Here is a 16,373-nt window from a genome sequence, read left to right on the forward strand (position 1 = left end):
GCGTTATCGTGCCCAGCTGGCTGATCGCGCCATCGGCAGGGCTGAGAATGAAGCGGGATGCGTCCGCCAAGGGGCGTGCACCGGGCTTCAGTTCGCGGGTGAAGAAGTCATTGAAGCTCGCAAATTGATCGAAACCGCGAACGGCATCGGCCATGTCGACGCCATAGGAACGCGCAAACCGGCGGATCAGCCGGTCCCTCAACCAAGGACGTTCGCTTGCCGCAGCGCCGCCTGCCCACCGCGAAAGCAGGTGCTGCGGAAGGGCGTGCTGGAGCAGGACAAAGGGAGAGGGCATTGTGCATAACCGTCAGAACCATGCGCAACGAATGGCGCTGGCATGTCCGTAACCGCCCACGCCCGAGGATGATAGGCCAAAGGCGCTATCGACCCGCCTTGCAACCGCGGCAAAGAACCCGTCAGCCCGCGCGCACCCGTGACAAGAACCCGCGCACCTGCTCGCTGAGATGGCTGGCCTGTCCCTCAAGCTCGTTGGCGCTGGACAGCACCTGGCTGGCTGCGGCGCCGGTGGACAGCGACAATTGCCGCACATCTTCAATATGGCCCGCAACCTTCTCCGTGCCGCGCGCGGCGAGATCGATGCTCTGCGCCAGATCGCGTCCGGCGACCGATTGCTGATCGACTGCGGTGGCAATCGAGACGGCGGTTGCCTCCAGCTCCTTGACCTGTCCGGCGATCGATCGCAGCGCCTTGACGCTGGCGCCGGTGGTCGATTGCATCGCGCGGATCTGGTCGGCGACCTTTTCGGTGGCGCGGCTGGTCTGCATGGCGAGCTCCTTGACCTCGCTGGCAACCACCGCGAACCCGCGCCCGGCCTCGCCGCCGCGTGCGGCCTCGATGCTGGCATTAAGCGCGAGCAGGTTGGTGCGCTGGGCGATGGTCTGGATCAGTTCGACGATCTGGCCGACTTCCTCGGCCGAAGCCGCGAGTGCCGAAATCGTTTCATCCGCCTCGCCGGTGGCTTCGGTGGCAAGCCGCGCCAATTCGCTGGAGGAGGCGGCCTGACGGCTGATCTCGCTGATCGACAGCGCAAATTCGTCGCTTGCGGCGGCGGCTGCGGTGGCCCCTGCATTGGCGTCTTCCATCGATGTCGCAACCTCGCCGGTCCGGCGGCTGGCTTCCTCGGCGCTGCCCGCCATCCGGGTTGCGGTGGTGTGCAGCTGGCTGGAGGCCGCCGCGACTCCGTTGACGACATCGCCGACAGTACGTTCGAATTGCAGCGCCACATCCTCAAGCATCGCCGCCTTGCGCGCCTCGGCCTCGATCCGTTCGCGCTCGCGCTCGTTTTGCAATTGCAATTCCTGCTCGGCCTTTTCGGAACGTTCGCGCGCGCGATCCTCCATCCACTTGTTGGCTTTCTTGAACAGGTCGAGCGCGCGGACCATCTGGCCAACCTCGTCCTTGCGTTCGCCGCCCGCGATGGTGAAATGCCGGTCACCGGCGGCCAGCTGGTTCATCCCGCTGGCGATTTCGACGATCTTGCGCGAGAAATCACGCGAGAGGTAGGCAAGGCCGAGCAACAGCACCGCGCCGCCAAACGCCGCCAGCACTCCGAGGATCAGCACCATGTTGAAGAAATAGGCGATGCCGCTTGCTTCCTGGGTTTCGCCGCGGGCCGCCAGATCGGCAGCCAGACGGCTGGCTTCCTCAAGCAGAAAATCGCCCTCTGCCGCAACGCCAGAAGCAACCGCATTGGTGTTGCCACCCGTGCGGACAGCCTCGGCTGCGCGGTCGTTCTCGCTCTTCATCGCGTCAAGGCGGAGGTTGAGATCACCGCCGCGCGATTCCATGTCGGGCAGATGTTCGGCCAGAACTGCCGTGATGGCCGCAACCTGTGCCATGACGTCGGCCTCGCTCGCACGCTGCGCCTCGCGCAGGCTGGGCGAGCGGTCATACAGCGCGCGCACCGAATGGTAACGCAGTTCACCCGCTGCCGATTGCAGCTCGCCTGCGGCAATCACCGCTTCCTGCACGCGGGCCGAAGCATTGTACCGGTTCCACAATTCGCCAAGCCCAAGGCCCAGCACAAGCGACATGGCAAAGCCGACCGCGAAGAAGGTGCCGAAGATCGCATTGATCTTCCTTGCCAGGGACAGATCGCGGAACCAGCCGAGCCGTTCGAGCAGGCTGGTCTTCAGCACGGTTTCCGGGACCGCGGCGTTGGCATGGGCATCTTCGGTTTCGAAGTCGGATCTCAGATCGTGCACGAATTCGGGAACGGCCTGTTCCTCATGGCGCTCCTGCAGGGTCATCATGTTCATGCCGCAATCCCCCGGGGTTTGACTTCAAGCATTTGTGAAGGAAATTCCTTTCCAAAAGCTTGATTCCGGCGATGCGCTTCGGGGAATGTACGGATTATCCGGCGCGGATCCGACCAAGGAAGCCTTGTACTTGCTGGCGCAAGGTGGCCGCCTGGGTTTCAAGACTGGTGGCGCTGGCAAGCACCTGACTGGCGGCCGAGCCGGTCGAGAGGGCCATGGTGCGCACCTCGCAGATATGATCGGCGACCTGCTCGGTGCCGCGCGCGGCCAGATCGATGCTGCGCGAAAGATCCTGCCCTGCGACCGATTGCTGGTCGACGGCGCTGGCGATGGAGACCGCGGTGGTCTCAAGCTGGCGGATCTGCCCGGCAATGGCGCGCAGGGCCGAAACGCTCGCTCCGGTGCTGTCCTGCATGCCGCGGATCTGGTCGGCGATCTTATCGGTTGCGCGGCTGGTCTGGTTGGCCAGTTCCTTGACCTCGCTCGCCACCACCGCAAAGCCGCGCCCGGCCTCTCCGCCGCGCGCCGCTTCGATCGAGGCATTGAGGGCCAGCAGATTGGTGCGCCGGGCGATGCTCTGGATAAGTTCGACGATCTCGCCGACCTGCTGCGCTGACGCGGTGAGCGCGCTGATCGTGCTGTCGGCTTCGTGCGCGGTAACGGCGGCTTCGCGCGCCAGTTCGGCAGATGAAGCCGCCTGACGGCTGATTTCGCCGATCGACATGGCAAACTCGTCGCTCGCAGAGGCGGCGGCGGTTGCCCCGATTCTGGCTTCCTCCATTGCGCCTGCGACCTCGCCCGTGCGGCGGCTGGTATCCTCGGCCGTGGTCGCCATCAGCGTTGCAGTGGATTGAAGCTGGCCGGAGGCTGCGACCACGCCGGTCACCACCTCGCCCACGGTGCGTTCGAACTGGTCGGCCACGTCGCGCAGCATCCGCTCGCGTTCGATCCGGGCTTCTTCCTGCTCGATCTGTCGCCGGGTGTGTTCCTCGCGTTCGGCTGCGGCCCGCTCGGCCCGCTCGCGGCTCAGGCGTTCCAGCTGGCGTCCGGCACGGTGGAACACTTCAAGCGCGCGCGCCATGTCGCCGATCTCGTCGCGGCGTGTCATGCCGGTGATCGCGATATCCTTTTCGCCAGAGGCAAGCCGGGTCATCTGTCCGGCCATTGCGCGCAGCGATCCGCCAATCGTCTGATTGGCATAGCGTTGCGCCGCCAGCGTGATCAGCGTGAGCGTGGCGGCGATTGCGATCCAGGCGAACAGCAGGGTGGAAATCAGATCCGCCCCGGCATCGGACAGCGTATCGGCATCCGCGCCCAGCGATCGGGCCATGTCCCGCCCAGCCTCAAGCACCGTGCCGCCCGTTGCTGCAACTTCGCGCGCCTGGGTGTCGCGCCGGCTGGCACTGCCCGCGTTCGCGCCGAACCCGGCGATCTGGCGGCGGAAATCGGCAATGCCCTTGCGGATCACAGTCAGCTGATCGCGGTCGGGGATGTTGGAGCTGCGGGCCCGGTCTGTCAGTCCGATGACGCTGCGGTCGGCAGCGGCAAGTTCATCCAGCGCCGCGCGTCCCCGTGCGCCATCGCCGCTGGCCACCAGCATTTCGGCATGGCGCTGGCTTTCGCTGAGATGGACCAGCAGGCGCTCGGCCTCAAGCGCGTTATCATGGGTGAGGTTGATGCGGTTCGAGCGGTTGCCAAGCTCGATAAATCCGGCGATCGCGAACAGCCCGGCCAGCAGCGCGAAGCCGAGATTTACGGTGACGAAAAAGGTGATCTTGCCGCCAACCGAAAGGCCTGCGAACCACCCGTGCAGGCCGGCGAATGATTGCGTCGGGTGCGCTTGATGGGCGCCTGCATGTTCAGCCTCAAGCTCGATGGCAATGTCCTGCAGCGCGCTCATGCCACCTGTTCTCCGGCCAGCCCGGCGTTCTGCGCGGCAATCAGGCGATCAATTTCGGCTGCGGGGACGGCGCGATAATACAGCCAGCCCTGAATCTGGTCGCATCCGGCAAGGCGCGCCAGTTCGGCCTGCTCCTCGGTCTCCACCCCTTCGGCGGTGACGGCCATGTTGAGCGCGCGTGCGAGTGCGATGCTGGACAGCATCATGGCCCGGCTGCCGTCATCCCCGCCGGCCAGTTCGATCAGGCTGCGGTCAAGCTTGAGCTTTTCGAAGCGGAACCGCCGCAGGAACCCGATCGAGGCATAGCCCGTGCCGAAATCATCGAGCGCGATCCGCACCCCGAAGGAACGGATCACGTCGAGCGTGCGCTCGGCCACCATGGGGTCGAGCACGAGGCAGGTTTCGGTCACTTCGAGTTCGAGCTGGTGCGGCGGGAAGCCGGTTTCCTCCAGCACCTCGCCAAGCTTGATCGGAAATTCGGGATTGCGCAGCTGGGCCGCGGAAATATTGACCGACAAGCTGATCTCGCCCCAGCGCAGGGCATCGCACACCGCCTGACGCAGCACCCACAGGCCGAGCGGGTTGATCAGCCCCGAATCCTCGGCCACCGGAATGAACACAGTGGGGCCGAGCGGGTCGCGGTTTCCGCGATCCCAGCGCAGCAGCGCTTCGACCGCGACGATCCGGCCATCGCCGGCATCGACCAGCGGCTGATAGGCCACCATGAATTCACCGGCAGCGATCCCGGCGCGAATTTCGTCCTCGATCTCGCGCACACGCTCGCGCCGGCGGTCGAAGGTTTCGTTGAACCAGGTGCAACGCATCTTGCCGCCGCGCTTCGACGTGTACATGGCGACATCGCTACGCCGGAGCATTTCCGAAGACGGGATCCGGTTGTCGCTGGTGCTGCGGGTAAGGCCGATGCTGGCCCCGATTGCGATCTGCCGTTCGCCTACGGCGACCTGTTATGCCAGCCGTTCAAGCAGGGTGCGGCACATGCCTTCCAGGATCGTGCCGGCCACCTTGCCGGCCATCACGGCCGCAAATTCGTCTCCGCCCAGCCGGTAGCAGCGCGCCTCGTTGCCGCACACCTCGCGCAGCAGGTGGGCGCATTGTGCGATCAGCTGGTCGCCAACGGCATGGCCGTAATGATCATTCACCTGCTTGAAACTGTCGAGATCGATCAGCGCCAGTGCGATTTCATCTTCGCTGTGCGACAGCCGTTCGACATCCTCGTGCAGCGCCCGGCGATTGGGCAGCTGGGTGAGCGTATCGGTCATGCCGAGAGATTCCAGCTCGCGTATGTTCGCCATGCTGCTGCGACCAAGCAGCAGCAGCAGCGCGGCATAGACAAGCAGCGTGGAAATCATCAACGGCGCAGAGGCACTGATCGTGAACCGGTCGCTCAGACTGATCGCAAGAACCGCAATGCCGGTGATCGCGCAGGCGACTGCCAGGGGCAGCAGCACCAGCCCGAGGGGGGTCAGGCGCAATGGTTTCTTGGTCACTGACACGTGTGCATCCCTGATCAGCATGGCTTGATCGCTGTCTAATCAGGCAACATCGTAAAAGGGAGCGGCTAAGGAAGCGTAAAGCCTGTTCACCGGGAAGTTCGCCGATGTTGCGCGGCCGCCCCGCTCAACCTGCGTATTGCCTCAGCCGGTCGCGCTGCAGCGCCAGCGGTTCGAAAAAGCTGGTGCGGGCTGATACCGGCTGGAAACGCTCGGTCTGGCCGATCACGGTCTCCCCGGCGCCCAGCATCAGGAAACCGTGGGGCGATAGCGCGCTGGCAAGCCGGTCGAACGCGGTCTGGCGGGTGCTGCGCTCGAAATAGAGCAGCACGTTGCGGCACAGCACGAGATCAAAGGGCTGGCGTCCGGGATGTGGCCCGAGGATGTTGTGCTGGCGGAAATGCACCAGGCGGCGCGCATCCTCGCGCACTTGCCAGCCTCCTGCGGTTTCGTCGAAATATCGCAGCATCTGCGTTACGGGCAGCCCGCGCTGCACCTCGAACTGGCTGTAAAGCCCGCTGCGCGCAGCGTTGATCGCCCGGTGCGATACGTCGGTGCCGAGGATATCGATGGTCCAGCCCTGCCAGCGCTCCCGCTGCTCGGCGAACAGCATGGCGAGCGAATAGACTTCCTGTCCGGTCGAACAGCCCACCGACCAGATCGACAGGCGCTTCACATCGGCGCGGCGGCGGGCGAGTTCGGGCAGGATTTCGCAAGGCAGCTGATCGAAGGTGGGCTTGTCGCGGAAGAAATAGGTCTCGTTGTTCAGCAGCGCCTCAACCACTTCCTGCGCCAGATCGGGGCTTTCGGGGCCCGTGCGCGGTGAGGCCAGCAGGCATACGAGCTGATCGACATTGCTGATGCCATATTCGCGGAACAGCCCGCCAAGCGCCGAATTGACCCGCCAGCGCCGACTTTCGGTCAGATGCTGACCGGTGCGGGCGGCAAGCAGATCGGCGATGATCTGGTGCGAGGCTTCGCTGGTTTCCACGCTGCGTGCCCCTATCCGTGCCGCAGCAAAACGGCGCTGGCCTGCGCGGTGATCGCCTCGCCAAGGCGTGGCGGGCTGGCGATCAATCCGGCCAGCCCGGCCTTGGCGACCGCGCCGGGCATGCCCCAGACCGCGCTGCTTTCCGCATCCTGCGCATAGATCGTGCCGCCCGCGCTCACCAGTTCCTTTGCCCCCAGCACCCCGTCGCGGCCCATGCCCGACAGGATCACGCCCAGCGCGCGGCCATCGCAGGCAAGGGCAAGGCTGGCGAGCATCGGATCGACCGAGGGCAGGCAGCCACTGGGCGCGGGTTCCTGACAGATGCGGGCGAGCAGCCGATCGCCGCTGCGCCTGACCAGCAGGTGACCATGGCCGGGGGCAATCATGATCCGGCCCGGCTGGATGACCATCCCGTCGGCTGCGATGTCGGTCGGGCGTCCGCACGCATTCTCCACCTGCCGCGCGAAGACGGGAATGAACGATGTCGGCAGATGCTGGGTGATGAGGATCGGCAGGATGCAATCGTGCCCCAGCGTGCCCAGCATCTGGCCAAGCGCATGGATCCCGCCGGTCGAGGCGCCCACCGCGATCACTTCCGGGCGCCGCGCGCGCAGGTTGGCGGCGGGCCGTGCAAAGGAGCGTTCGGCGAGCCCTGTCGCCGCGCTGCCGGTTTCGGCATTGCGGGCGCCGAGCGCGCGGATCTTGCCCAGAAGCTGGGTGCGGTAATCCTCGGTAAAGCCGCCGGGGCGGGGTTTCCGCAGGGTATCGGCGGCCCCCATCTGAAGCGCCGCCAGCGTGTGTTCGGCCCCGTCGACGGTCAGCGAGGAAACGACCAGCACCTGCGGGCCGCCGGGCGTAGCGAGGATCGCGGGCAGGGCATCAAGCCCGCCCATACCTGGCATTTCAAGATCGAGCAGCACCACATCGGCAGGTTCGCTGGCAAGCTGGGCAATGGCGCGTTCGGCGCTGCTGGCGGTGCCGATGATCGCCAGCGCCGGATCGCTTTCGACCATGCGCTTGAAGATGGTGCGCACGGTCAGCGAATCATCGACAATCATCACCCGGATCGTGCCCTTGCGCCTGACGGGCGCAGCATGGGCGGCCAGCGGAGTCCGAGGCGCGCCCGGGCTCACGCGAAGCCGACGAGCTGCAGCTTGATCTGGAGGGTCTCGTGGTCGAACGGCTTCATGACATATTCGTCCGCCCCAGCCGCAATCGCCTCGCAGATATGCGCAACGTCGTTTTCGGTGGTGCAGAACACCACCTTCGGCGCATCCCCGCCGGGCCGCTGGCGCAGATGCACGAGGAATTCGATCCCGGTCATCACCGGCATGTTCCAGTCGAGCAGCACCACATCGGGCATCGCATCATCGCAGGCATCAAGCGCGGATTTGCCGTTATCGGCCTCCGTGACCGCGAAGCCGAGCGTTTCGAGGATATGCCGCGAAACCTTGCGGATCACCCGCGAATCATCGACGATCAGGCACGTTTTCATGGCAATTCCTGCTTTGGAGCGGATGCTGAACCTAGAAACATTGGGTAAGCATAGGATTAAGCTGCCACCTCGATTTCTCCGCGTGGGGTGTCCGGGCCAGCGATCAGCGCAGGCAGGTCGATCAGCAGCGCCGGGCCGGTAGCCGTCTCGATCATGCCGGCGGCGATGCGCGACCATTCGGGGCCGAAGCCGCCCGGAACCTGCCCGGGTTCTCCGGTCGCGGTGGTGATATCCTCGATCCCGTCCACCATCAGCGCATAGGAATGGCCGCCGTTGCCGATCACCGCGGCGCGATCATCGGTCGGCCACGGCGCGGCATCGAAACCGATCGCGCGGCGGCAATCGATCACGGTCAGCGACTGGCTGCGCAGTGCGGCGATCCCGGCGATGAAATCGGCGGCGCGCGGCACGGGGGTGATCGCGCCCAGCTCGATCACCGATTTGACGTCATGCGCACTGAGCGCGCATCGGCGCCCGGCAATCTGGACGATTACAAGCAGCTGGTTCATCGGCGGGACGCTCCTGCAATGGCCGCCCGGCGCGCGGCGGCAAGCGCGCCCAGCAATGCCGCGCGGTCATAGCGGTAGATGGTGGCGCTGCCTGCGGGCGCTGCGGGATGATCGCGCAGGCGGATAACCGGCCCCGCGGGCACGCGGCCCAGCGTCTCGGCGGCTTCGAAGACTTCATCGAACATGATCGCCACGACATCGGGATCGCCGCTGTTCTGCGGCACGATGGTGTATCCGGCCGAGGTCACGAGCGGCGCAAGGATGGTGCGGGCCCAGTCGCTTTCGGGCAGAGTGCAGCGCGGCCGCGCGCCGGGGGCGGCCTCGGGCGGTTCGCCGTGACGGGCGAAAACTTCATGCGCGTCGATCAGCGCGACCGGTTGGCCATCGATCAGCGTCATGGCCTCGACCAGCGGATCTTCCGGCACCGGGATCAGCGGTGCGTACAGCACGATCGCATCCTCGACCTCGCGCACCGCATGCAGCAGTTCGCAGTCACCGTCCGACAGCCGCAGCAGCCGCAGCTTGTCGCCCGTGAGCGGGCCTTCGGGAAGGCCGATCAGCGGCAGGATCATCCCGTCGATGACCACGCGCGGACGGGCCGCAGAGCGATTGATGGCGGATAGCGGGGTGGTTTCGATGCGCTGCACCAGTTCCAGCCGCACAGCGCAGCGGCGTCCGGCGAAATCGGTGAACAGCATGGCCCGCAGCATAGCGGCGCCCGGAGCGGCGGCCTCGTCCTCGGCCGGCTGGAGCACGCGCGCCCGCCCGTCGGAAACCAGATCATGCTGCGCAGCAATATTGGTGACATCCAGCAGGAGCACCGGCTGGCCATCATCAAGCAGGGTCGATCCGGCATAAAGCCCGGATTTCATCACCGCAGGCGCCAGCGGCTTGACCACCAGATCGCCGTTGCTGTCGATGCGATCCACCGCCAGCGCGAACAGATCGCCGCTGGCCAGCCGCAGCAGCACCAGCGTCAGCTCACCCGCAGCGGTCTTTGTGCCTTGCAGGCCCAGCACGTCGGCCAGCATCAGGCAGGCAATGCGGTTGCCGCGGAAGGTGACCAGCGCGGCTTCGCCCATCCGGGTGAAATCCAGCGCGTCAGCGCTAGCCTGCACGATTTCCTCGACATAGCCCTGCGGGATCGCGAAGCGCTGCGCCCCGACCTCGACCGTAAGCCCGGCGATGATGCTGAGCGTCAGGGGGATCTGCATCGTGAACACGGTGCCTTGTCCGGGCTGGCTCGACACCTTGATGCTGCCGCCGACCCGTTCGAGATTCTGGCGCACCACGTCGAGCCCGACCCCGCGGCCCGAGACATTGCTGACGCTGTCGGCTGTCGAAAAGCCGGGTTCGAAGATCAGGTTCAGCAGCTTGTCGCGGCTCATTGCGCTGCGTTCGGCCGGGGATACAAGCCCGGTGGCGACCGCCTTGGCAGCGATCTTTTTCTCGTCCAGCCCGCGCCCGTCATCGCTGATCATGATGGCGATGGTGTTGCCTGACTGGCGCGCCGCAATGGCAAGCAGGCCGATCTCGCGCTTGCCACTGGCGAGGCGGGCAGACGGCACCTCGATCCCGTGGTCGATGGCGTTGCGGATCAGGTGGGTGAGCGGATCGCGGATGGTCTCGATCATCTCGCGGTCAAGCTCGACATCGCCGCCGTCGCAGTCGACCATCACCAGCTTGCCAAGATCGGCCGACAGATCGCGCACCAGCCGCGGCAGGGCGTTCAGCAAGGTCTCGATCCGCTGCATCCGCATCCGCGTGATCGCATCGCGCACGTCGGACAGGATCGCGGTGAGCCGTTCGAACGGCCCGTCAATGGTCGGCTGGTTGCCCGCCTGTCGCAGCCGGTGGGCCAGATCATTGCGCGCCAGCACCATGTCGGACACGCCGCTCATCACCCGGTCGAGCAGTTCCACCGGCAGGCGGATGGTGCGCTGGGCGGCGGCGATTTCGTTGCGGCGGGCGGGGGCAGCGGAATCCTCGGCGCGCTCCAGCAGGATGCTCGCAGGGGCGTGCAGGGGTGGTTCAGACCCCTCCTTGACCCCGTCCTGACCCCTGTTTGCCGATGTTTCACGTGGATCATTGACCGCCGCGATCAGTGCATCGTCACCGTCTTCGGGCAATTCCTCGCCTGCCTCGATGGCATCGACCATCTGCGCAATCCGATCGATAATGGCGAGCACGGCGGACACCATCGCGGAATCGGGATCGCGGCGTCCGGCGCGGCAATCGGCCAGCGCATCCTCGGCGGCGTGGCTCAGCGCGGCAAGGCGCGGGAAATCGAAGAACCCGCAATTGCCCTTCACCGTATGGACAAAGCGGAAGATCGTATCGAGCCGCGCGCGATCAGCCGGATCGGCTTCCCAGGCGACGATCTCGCCGCTGGAAGCCTCCAGCATTTCGCGGGTCTCGGCGATGAATTCCGCCAGCAGATCATCCATGCGGTGCGCGCCCCTTGAACCGTGCAGGGGTCTGTATGCGGCAGGTTGGTTAATGAAGGCCTAGCGCGGGCGCGACTGGCCCTTATTGCGCGCGAAGATATACCGCACCAGCAGCACCGCGGAAACCGCGCCGAACAGGTTGGCGGCAAGTTCAGCAGTGTAGATCGCCGCGCTGCCCATGCTGCCTTGCAGCACCAGCGCCACCGGCAGCATCACCAGAAACACCCGCACCACCGACTGCACCAGCGCAAAGCTGGCCTTGTCGACCGCGTTCATGATGCCATTGCCGACGATCAGCAGCCCGAACCCGGCATAGCCCCATGCTGCGATTTCGAGATAGAGGGCGAATTCGCCGACCACCACCGGATCATCGGTGAACAGCCGCGCAAAGCTTTCTCCGGCGAGCACCATGGCGACGGCGACAATCAGTCCCCACAGGATGCAGAACCCCGCCGCCCACAGCGCGGCCTCACGCGCGCGGCCATATTGGCGCGCGCCCCAGTTCTGGCCGACGATCGCCCCGATCGCGCCCGACAGCCCCAGCAGGGGCACGATCACGAAGCTTTGCAATCGCCCGGCCGCGCCGAAGCCCGCCACCGCTGCCTCACCCTCCAGCGCGACCAGCGCGGTCAGGATCGACAGGCCCAGCGGATTGATCGCGTTGGAGAAGGCAGCCGGAAGCCCGACGCGGATGATCGCCTTGGCCGGATCGACCAGGCTGCAATTGCGCAGCAAGCTGAAATCGAGCGGCAGGGCCGTCGTCCGCGTCAGCCACACTGCCACCGCCACGCCGATCGCCCAACCGGCCACAGTGGCATAGGCCGCGCCCGCCATGCCGTAGCCTTCGATGCCAAATGCGCCGGTGATCAGCAGCGGATCCAGCACCCAGTTGGCAGCCGCATAGGCAATGCTGACGGTGCTGGTGCGCCGCGCCTCCCCCTGTCCGCGCAGCACGCCGTTGAAGCCCATGATGACCAGGATCAGCGGGAAGCCGATGGCATAGGGTTGCATATAATCGCGGATGATCGGCATCAGGTCAGCAGGCGCGTTCATCGCGGCGAAGATGTGATCAAGCGCAAACCACAGCGCCAGCCCCAGCACGGCGCCGCATCCGGCCGCAAACACGATCCCGAAATTGGCCCGCCGCGCGGCGCGTTCGTGATCGCCTTCGCCCAGCGCCCGGGCGACCACCGAATTGATCCCGACCATGATGCCCACGCCGAGCGAGGTGATCGCCACCGAGACCGGGAAGATGAAGGAAATCGCCGCCAGCGCATCGCGGCCCAGCTGACCGATGAAATAGGCATCCACCAGCCCGATCGACATGATCGCGGCAACCCCGATCACCATCGGCAGCGTCTGGCTGACGAGGTGCCCGGGGATGCTGCCGCTGACCAGTCTGGGAAGGCTTTGTTCGGGCGCGTTCATCTGGTCGCAAGGCGTAGCGGGACAGCGTCTGGCTTGCAAAGCATTCCCTGCGCGTGCGATACAGCAGCCAAAGCGCAATGCGAAGAGAGGACACGTCATGGCAACCCAGCTCAAGCCCGGAATCGAATGCAGCAAGGAAGAATGGCAGGCGCGTCTGGATCTGGCGGCGTGTTACCGGATTTTCGATCACCTCGGCTGGTCGGAATCGATCTACAACCACATCTCGCTGAAGGTGCCGGGGGAAGAAGATACCTTCCTCATCAACCCTTTCGGGCTGCTCTATTCCGAAGTCACCGCCAGCAATCTCGTCAAGATCGATGTCGAAGGCAATAATGTCGGCGGGTCGCCCTATATGGTGAACAAGGCGGGCTTCACCCAGCACGCCTATTTTCACAAGCATCTGGGCGAGCGCGCACAGGCGATCTGCCACGTGCACACCACCGCGACGATGGCGGTCGCCAGTCACAAGGACGGCTTGCTGCCGACCAATTTCTATGCCTGCAATTTCCAGGGCCGGATCGGTTATCATGATTTCGAAGGCATCACCGTGCGACCCGAGGAAGGCGAACGGCTGGTGGAGAACCTTGGCGATCACACCATCCTGATGCTGCGCAACCACGGGCCTGTGGTGATGGACAAGACCATCCAGGGCATGTTCGTGAAGATGTGGGCCTTGCAGCGCGCCTGCGAGATTCAGGTGGCGACGCTCAGCATGGGCAATCCCGCCGTCGTTCCGCAGGAAGTGGTCGACGTGCATCAGCGCGACCTGTCGGTGATGGCCGGGCAGGGTGGTGCGGGAATCTTCGATTTCGAAGCGTGGAAGCGCAAGGTCGACCGGGTCGATGATAGCTGGCGCCAGTAAGCTGCTTGCGGTCATCTGACAGGAACCATCAATGTCGCGCATGACCGTCAACGAACGGCCCGTGGAATTCGATCTCGATCCGCGCATGCCGCTGCTCTATGCGCTGCGCGAGGCGATGAACCTTACCGGCACCAAGGCCTGTGGCGGCGGCGAATGCGGCGGCGCGTGCATGGTGCTGGTCGATGGGGCGGCGCTCAGATCATGCCGCATCACCCTTGCCGAAGCGGAAGGCCGGATCATCACCACCATCGAGGGGCTTTCGCGCGATCGTTCGCACCCCGTCCAGCAGGCGATGGTGGCCGAACAGGCGATCCAGTGCGGTTACTGCACCCCCGGCATCGTCATCGCGGCGGCCGCGCTGATCCAGCGCAATCCCTCGCCGACGCTTGAGGAGATCGAAAGCGCGATCCCCAATATCTGCCGCTGCGGGGTCTATCCGCGGCTGGTGCGCGCGGTGCAACGGGCGGGCCGTGTGGCCCAGCGCCGCGAAAGCATCAGCGCGGCGCCCGCCCCCGGCATCAGCGCCGAAGATGCGGCCAAGGCCGTCCCCGCGCTGCGCGTGCCGGAGGTTGATTGATCGGGTTGGCTAACACGACCGTCTGAACGCAAACGCCCCCTCAAAACCTCCCCGTGATCGTGAACCGCGCATGGAGCGGCGGGGCCACGGTCAGTTCGGCGGGCGAATGGGCATTGGGGAAATACAACTCGTCGAACAGGTTCTCGACATTGACCTGAACCCGCAGGTTTTCCGAAACGTCGTAAAACGCCGCGACATCGACCCGTGCAAAGGCCGGCAGGGTCGCGGTGTTGGCATTGTCGGCAAAGCTTTCATCCTGCGCGGTCAGGCCGAGGCCGAAGCCCAATCGTTCGGTGGCGCGGAAATTGTTCCAGATCGAGAACATGTTTTCCGGCAATTCGCGCAAGCGCCGTCCGGTCGGCCCAGTGCGGCCCACCTGTTCGCCATCGAGATAGGAATAGCCCGCCGACAGGAACCACCAATCGGTCACCTGCCCTTGCAATTGCGCCTCGAAGCCGCGGATCTTGCTGTCGATCACGTCGAGCGTGTCGGGGTTTGCATCCGAGACCTGCGGCGAGGACTGTTCGATCTGGAACACCGCCCCGGTCAGCGCGAGGCCAGGGAAAATGTCCCACTTGATACCGGCTTCGAGGTTCGAGAAGGTATCCGGATCAAGCGCATCGGCAGGCGGGTTGATATCGGCGAACTGGTCGCCCGAACGCGGCAGGAAGGTTTCCGAATAGCTGGTGTAGAGCGACAGGTTTTCCTGCGGCTTGACGATCAGGCCAAGGCGCGGGGTAATCTCCTCGTCCTTGCGGGTGCGCACCGCGCCGTTGCGGTTGTCGAGCACGGTGATTTCAAACGAATCGAACCGCGCGCCGATCACCACGCGCAGCCAGTCGGCGATTTTCACCTCGTCCTGGATATAGGCCGAGAACACGGTGAGATCGGCCTCGGTATCGTCGTTGACTGCGGTGAACGGCCCGCGCGTGGTGCGCCCGTCGGCCAGCGTGCCGACCCCGCCGCGCAAGGGGAAGGGGCGCACCGCCGGGAAGAACTCGATATCCGGGCGGCGGCCATCGGCCACTGCGGTATCGAACACCGGATTGAAGCGGTCATTATTGTTGCTGGTATCAATGAATTCCCCGCCGACGATCAGCGTGTGGCCGATGCTTCCCGTGGCGAATTCGCCGATCAGATTGCCTGACAACACGAGGTTCTGGCGCTGGGTGGTGTCGATATAGCCATCCATTGCGATAATATTGGTCGCTGCATCGTAGCCCGCCGGGAAGTAGTTCGAATAGACCTTGTCGTAATCGCCCCACAGAGCGGTGACATTGCCCTTGAGGCTGTCGGAGAAAGAGTGCTGCACCGTGCCGCGCAGCACATGCGCGGTGAAGGTGGTGAAGTTTTCCTCCGCATCGCCGAAGGTGACACGCCGCAGGCCGCGCACCGGATCGCCATTGGCATCGGTCGGGATGCCGCGATCGATGAAGCGTTCGTGATCGACATATTCGTAGGACAGGTCGATGGTGGTCTTGCCGCCGATTTCGGCGCGGAAGGTCGGGTTGAAGCCGATCTGTTCGCCATCGAACAGATCGCGGTGATTGTTCAGGCTTTCATAGGCCGCGTTGATCCGCAGCGCCGAATTCTCGCCGGTGGCGATATTGAGATCGGCCCAGATGTCGAACGCGCCGAAGGTGTCGACCGAGGCGCGATACCCGGTGAAGTTTTCTCCCACCACGCCTTTCTTGGTCACACGGTTGAGGATGCCGCCGGTGCCGCCGCGCCCGAACAGCAGCGCATTGGGGCCGCGCAGGATTTCGACCTGTTCGAGATTGTAGAGCCCGCGGTAGTATTCCACGTCGTCGCGGGCACCGTCGACGAAGAAATCGGCGGTTGAGCGCACGCCGCGAAACACCACGGCATCGCGGTGGCCTTCGCCCTGCGAATTGGTGACGCCGGGCGTGTAAAGCACGATGTCGCCGATCGAATCAAAGCCCTGCTGGATGATCTGGTCGGCGGTGGTGATCGAAAGCGATTGCGGCACGTCGATGATCGGGGTGGGGGATTTCAGCGCGTTCAACTGGTTCGAATAGAGCACGTCGCCCGTGACGACGATATTCGATCCGCGGTCCCCCGTGTCGTCCGAACCTGCATTTTCAGCGGTCGCGCCAGCTTCAGCGGCGGAGCCAAGGGCGGTTTCAGCGGAAGCATTTTCGGCAAGTGCGGGGAAAGCGATGGTGGCGCAGCCCAGCAGCAGGGCGGTGCGCGCGAAAACGTGAATCATGAAGGGCCTTTCTCGGATATGCGGGCGAGCTATTGCAACTTACTCGCATCTGCAAGTCTTTCGAGATGAGGCAATTGATAATCATCAAACTGTGGCTTTTGGGTCGCGTGTGGCCTATCCGCGTTGCGGCCCGGCCACAGCAGG

14 protein-coding genes (1 of these 14 cut by a window edge) are annotated in these 16,373 nt (G+C 64.8%); 2 read left to right on the forward strand and 12 right to left on the reverse strand.

Annotated elements, in window-relative coordinates; genetic code table 11:
* The 11 genes from asd to BUA05_RS02720 form a co-directional block, all read right to left on the reverse strand.
* Window positions 1-295: the beginning of an archaetidylserine decarboxylase gene (asd, locus tag BUA05_RS02675; RefSeq protein WP_072673127.1), read on the reverse strand. Its footprint begins 554 nt before the window's first position; only the first 295 of its 849 coding nucleotides appear in the window; its start codon is at window positions 293-295; the stop codon falls past the left edge of the window.
* Between the two features lie 121 nt (window positions 296-416).
* Entirely contained in the window at window positions 417-2,279 is a 1,863-nt protein-coding gene (locus BUA05_RS02680) for a methyl-accepting chemotaxis protein (RefSeq protein ID WP_072673128.1), read from the reverse strand.
* A 94-nt stretch (window positions 2,280-2,373) separates the two neighbouring features.
* Entirely contained in the window at window positions 2,374-4,179 is a 1,806-nt protein-coding gene (locus BUA05_RS02685; RefSeq protein ID WP_072673129.1) for a methyl-accepting chemotaxis protein, read from the reverse strand.
* Window positions 4,176-5,054: a putative bifunctional diguanylate cyclase/phosphodiesterase gene (locus BUA05_RS14880; protein ID WP_245790056.1), complete on the reverse strand. Its 879-nt coding sequence runs from the start codon at window positions 5,052-5,054 to the stop codon at window positions 4,176-4,178. Before BUA05_RS14880 ends, BUA05_RS02685 begins: the two co-directional genes overlap by 4 nt.
* Window positions 5,055-5,144: 90 nt before the next feature.
* On the reverse strand, window positions 5,145-5,687 hold the full coding sequence (locus tag BUA05_RS14885; protein ID WP_245790057.1) for a GGDEF domain-containing protein: 543 nt from the start codon (window positions 5,685-5,687) through the stop codon (window positions 5,145-5,147).
* A 130-nt stretch (window positions 5,688-5,817) separates the two neighbouring features.
* Window positions 5,818-6,681, reverse strand: coding sequence for a CheR family methyltransferase (locus BUA05_RS02695; RefSeq protein WP_072673130.1), 864 nt, complete (start codon window positions 6,679-6,681; stop codon window positions 5,818-5,820).
* A gap of 11 nt (window positions 6,682-6,692) precedes the next feature.
* The gene (cheB, locus tag BUA05_RS02700) at window positions 6,693-7,739 is read right to left on the reverse strand and encodes a chemotaxis-specific protein-glutamate methyltransferase CheB (protein WP_072673131.1); all 1,047 of its coding nucleotides are present in this window, start codon (window positions 7,737-7,739) and stop codon (window positions 6,693-6,695) included.
* Window positions 7,740-7,810: 71 nt separating this feature from the next.
* Window positions 7,811-8,176 carry a response regulator gene (locus BUA05_RS02705; protein WP_072673132.1) on the reverse strand — a complete coding sequence of 122 codons (366 nt, stop codon included), beginning with the start codon at window positions 8,174-8,176 and terminating at the stop codon, window positions 7,811-7,813.
* 56 nt (window positions 8,177-8,232) lie between these two features.
* A complete protein-coding gene (locus BUA05_RS02710) occupies window positions 8,233-8,685 on the reverse strand; it encodes a chemotaxis protein CheW (RefSeq protein ID WP_072673133.1) in 453 nt (150 codons plus the stop codon).
* On the reverse strand, window positions 8,682-11,132 hold the full coding sequence (locus BUA05_RS02715) for a chemotaxis protein CheA (protein ID WP_072673134.1): 2,451 nt from the start codon (window positions 11,130-11,132) through the stop codon (window positions 8,682-8,684). The genes BUA05_RS02710 and BUA05_RS02715 overlap by 4 nt, the downstream gene beginning before the upstream one ends.
* A 60-nt stretch (window positions 11,133-11,192) precedes the next feature.
* Window positions 11,193-12,560, reverse strand: coding sequence for an MATE family efflux transporter (locus BUA05_RS02720; protein ID WP_072673135.1), 1,368 nt, complete (start codon window positions 12,558-12,560; stop codon window positions 11,193-11,195).
* 97 nt (window positions 12,561-12,657) lie between these two features.
* On the opposite strand from BUA05_RS02720, the gene BUA05_RS02725 reads away from it, so the two are divergent.
* Window positions 12,658-13,422 (forward strand): class II aldolase/adducin family protein, encoded by a 765-nt coding sequence (locus BUA05_RS02725; RefSeq protein ID WP_072673136.1) that lies wholly within the window; start codon window positions 12,658-12,660, stop codon window positions 13,420-13,422.
* A gap of 31 nt (window positions 13,423-13,453) precedes the next feature.
* A complete protein-coding gene (locus BUA05_RS02730) occupies window positions 13,454-13,999 on the forward strand; it encodes a (2Fe-2S)-binding protein (protein WP_072673137.1) in 546 nt (181 codons plus the stop codon).
* Window positions 14,000-14,039: 40 nt separating this feature from the next.
* On the opposite strand, the gene BUA05_RS02735 is transcribed toward BUA05_RS02730, so the two are convergent.
* On the reverse strand, window positions 14,040-16,229 hold the full coding sequence (locus BUA05_RS02735; RefSeq protein ID WP_072673138.1) for a TonB-dependent receptor: 2,190 nt from the start codon (window positions 16,227-16,229) through the stop codon (window positions 14,040-14,042).
* Between the last annotated feature and the right edge of the window lie 144 nt (window positions 16,230-16,373).

Origin of the sequence: Erythrobacter sanguineus, assembly GCF_900143235.1 — a bacterium.
GTDB lineage: Bacteria > Pseudomonadota > Alphaproteobacteria > Sphingomonadales > Sphingomonadaceae > Erythrobacter > Erythrobacter sanguineus.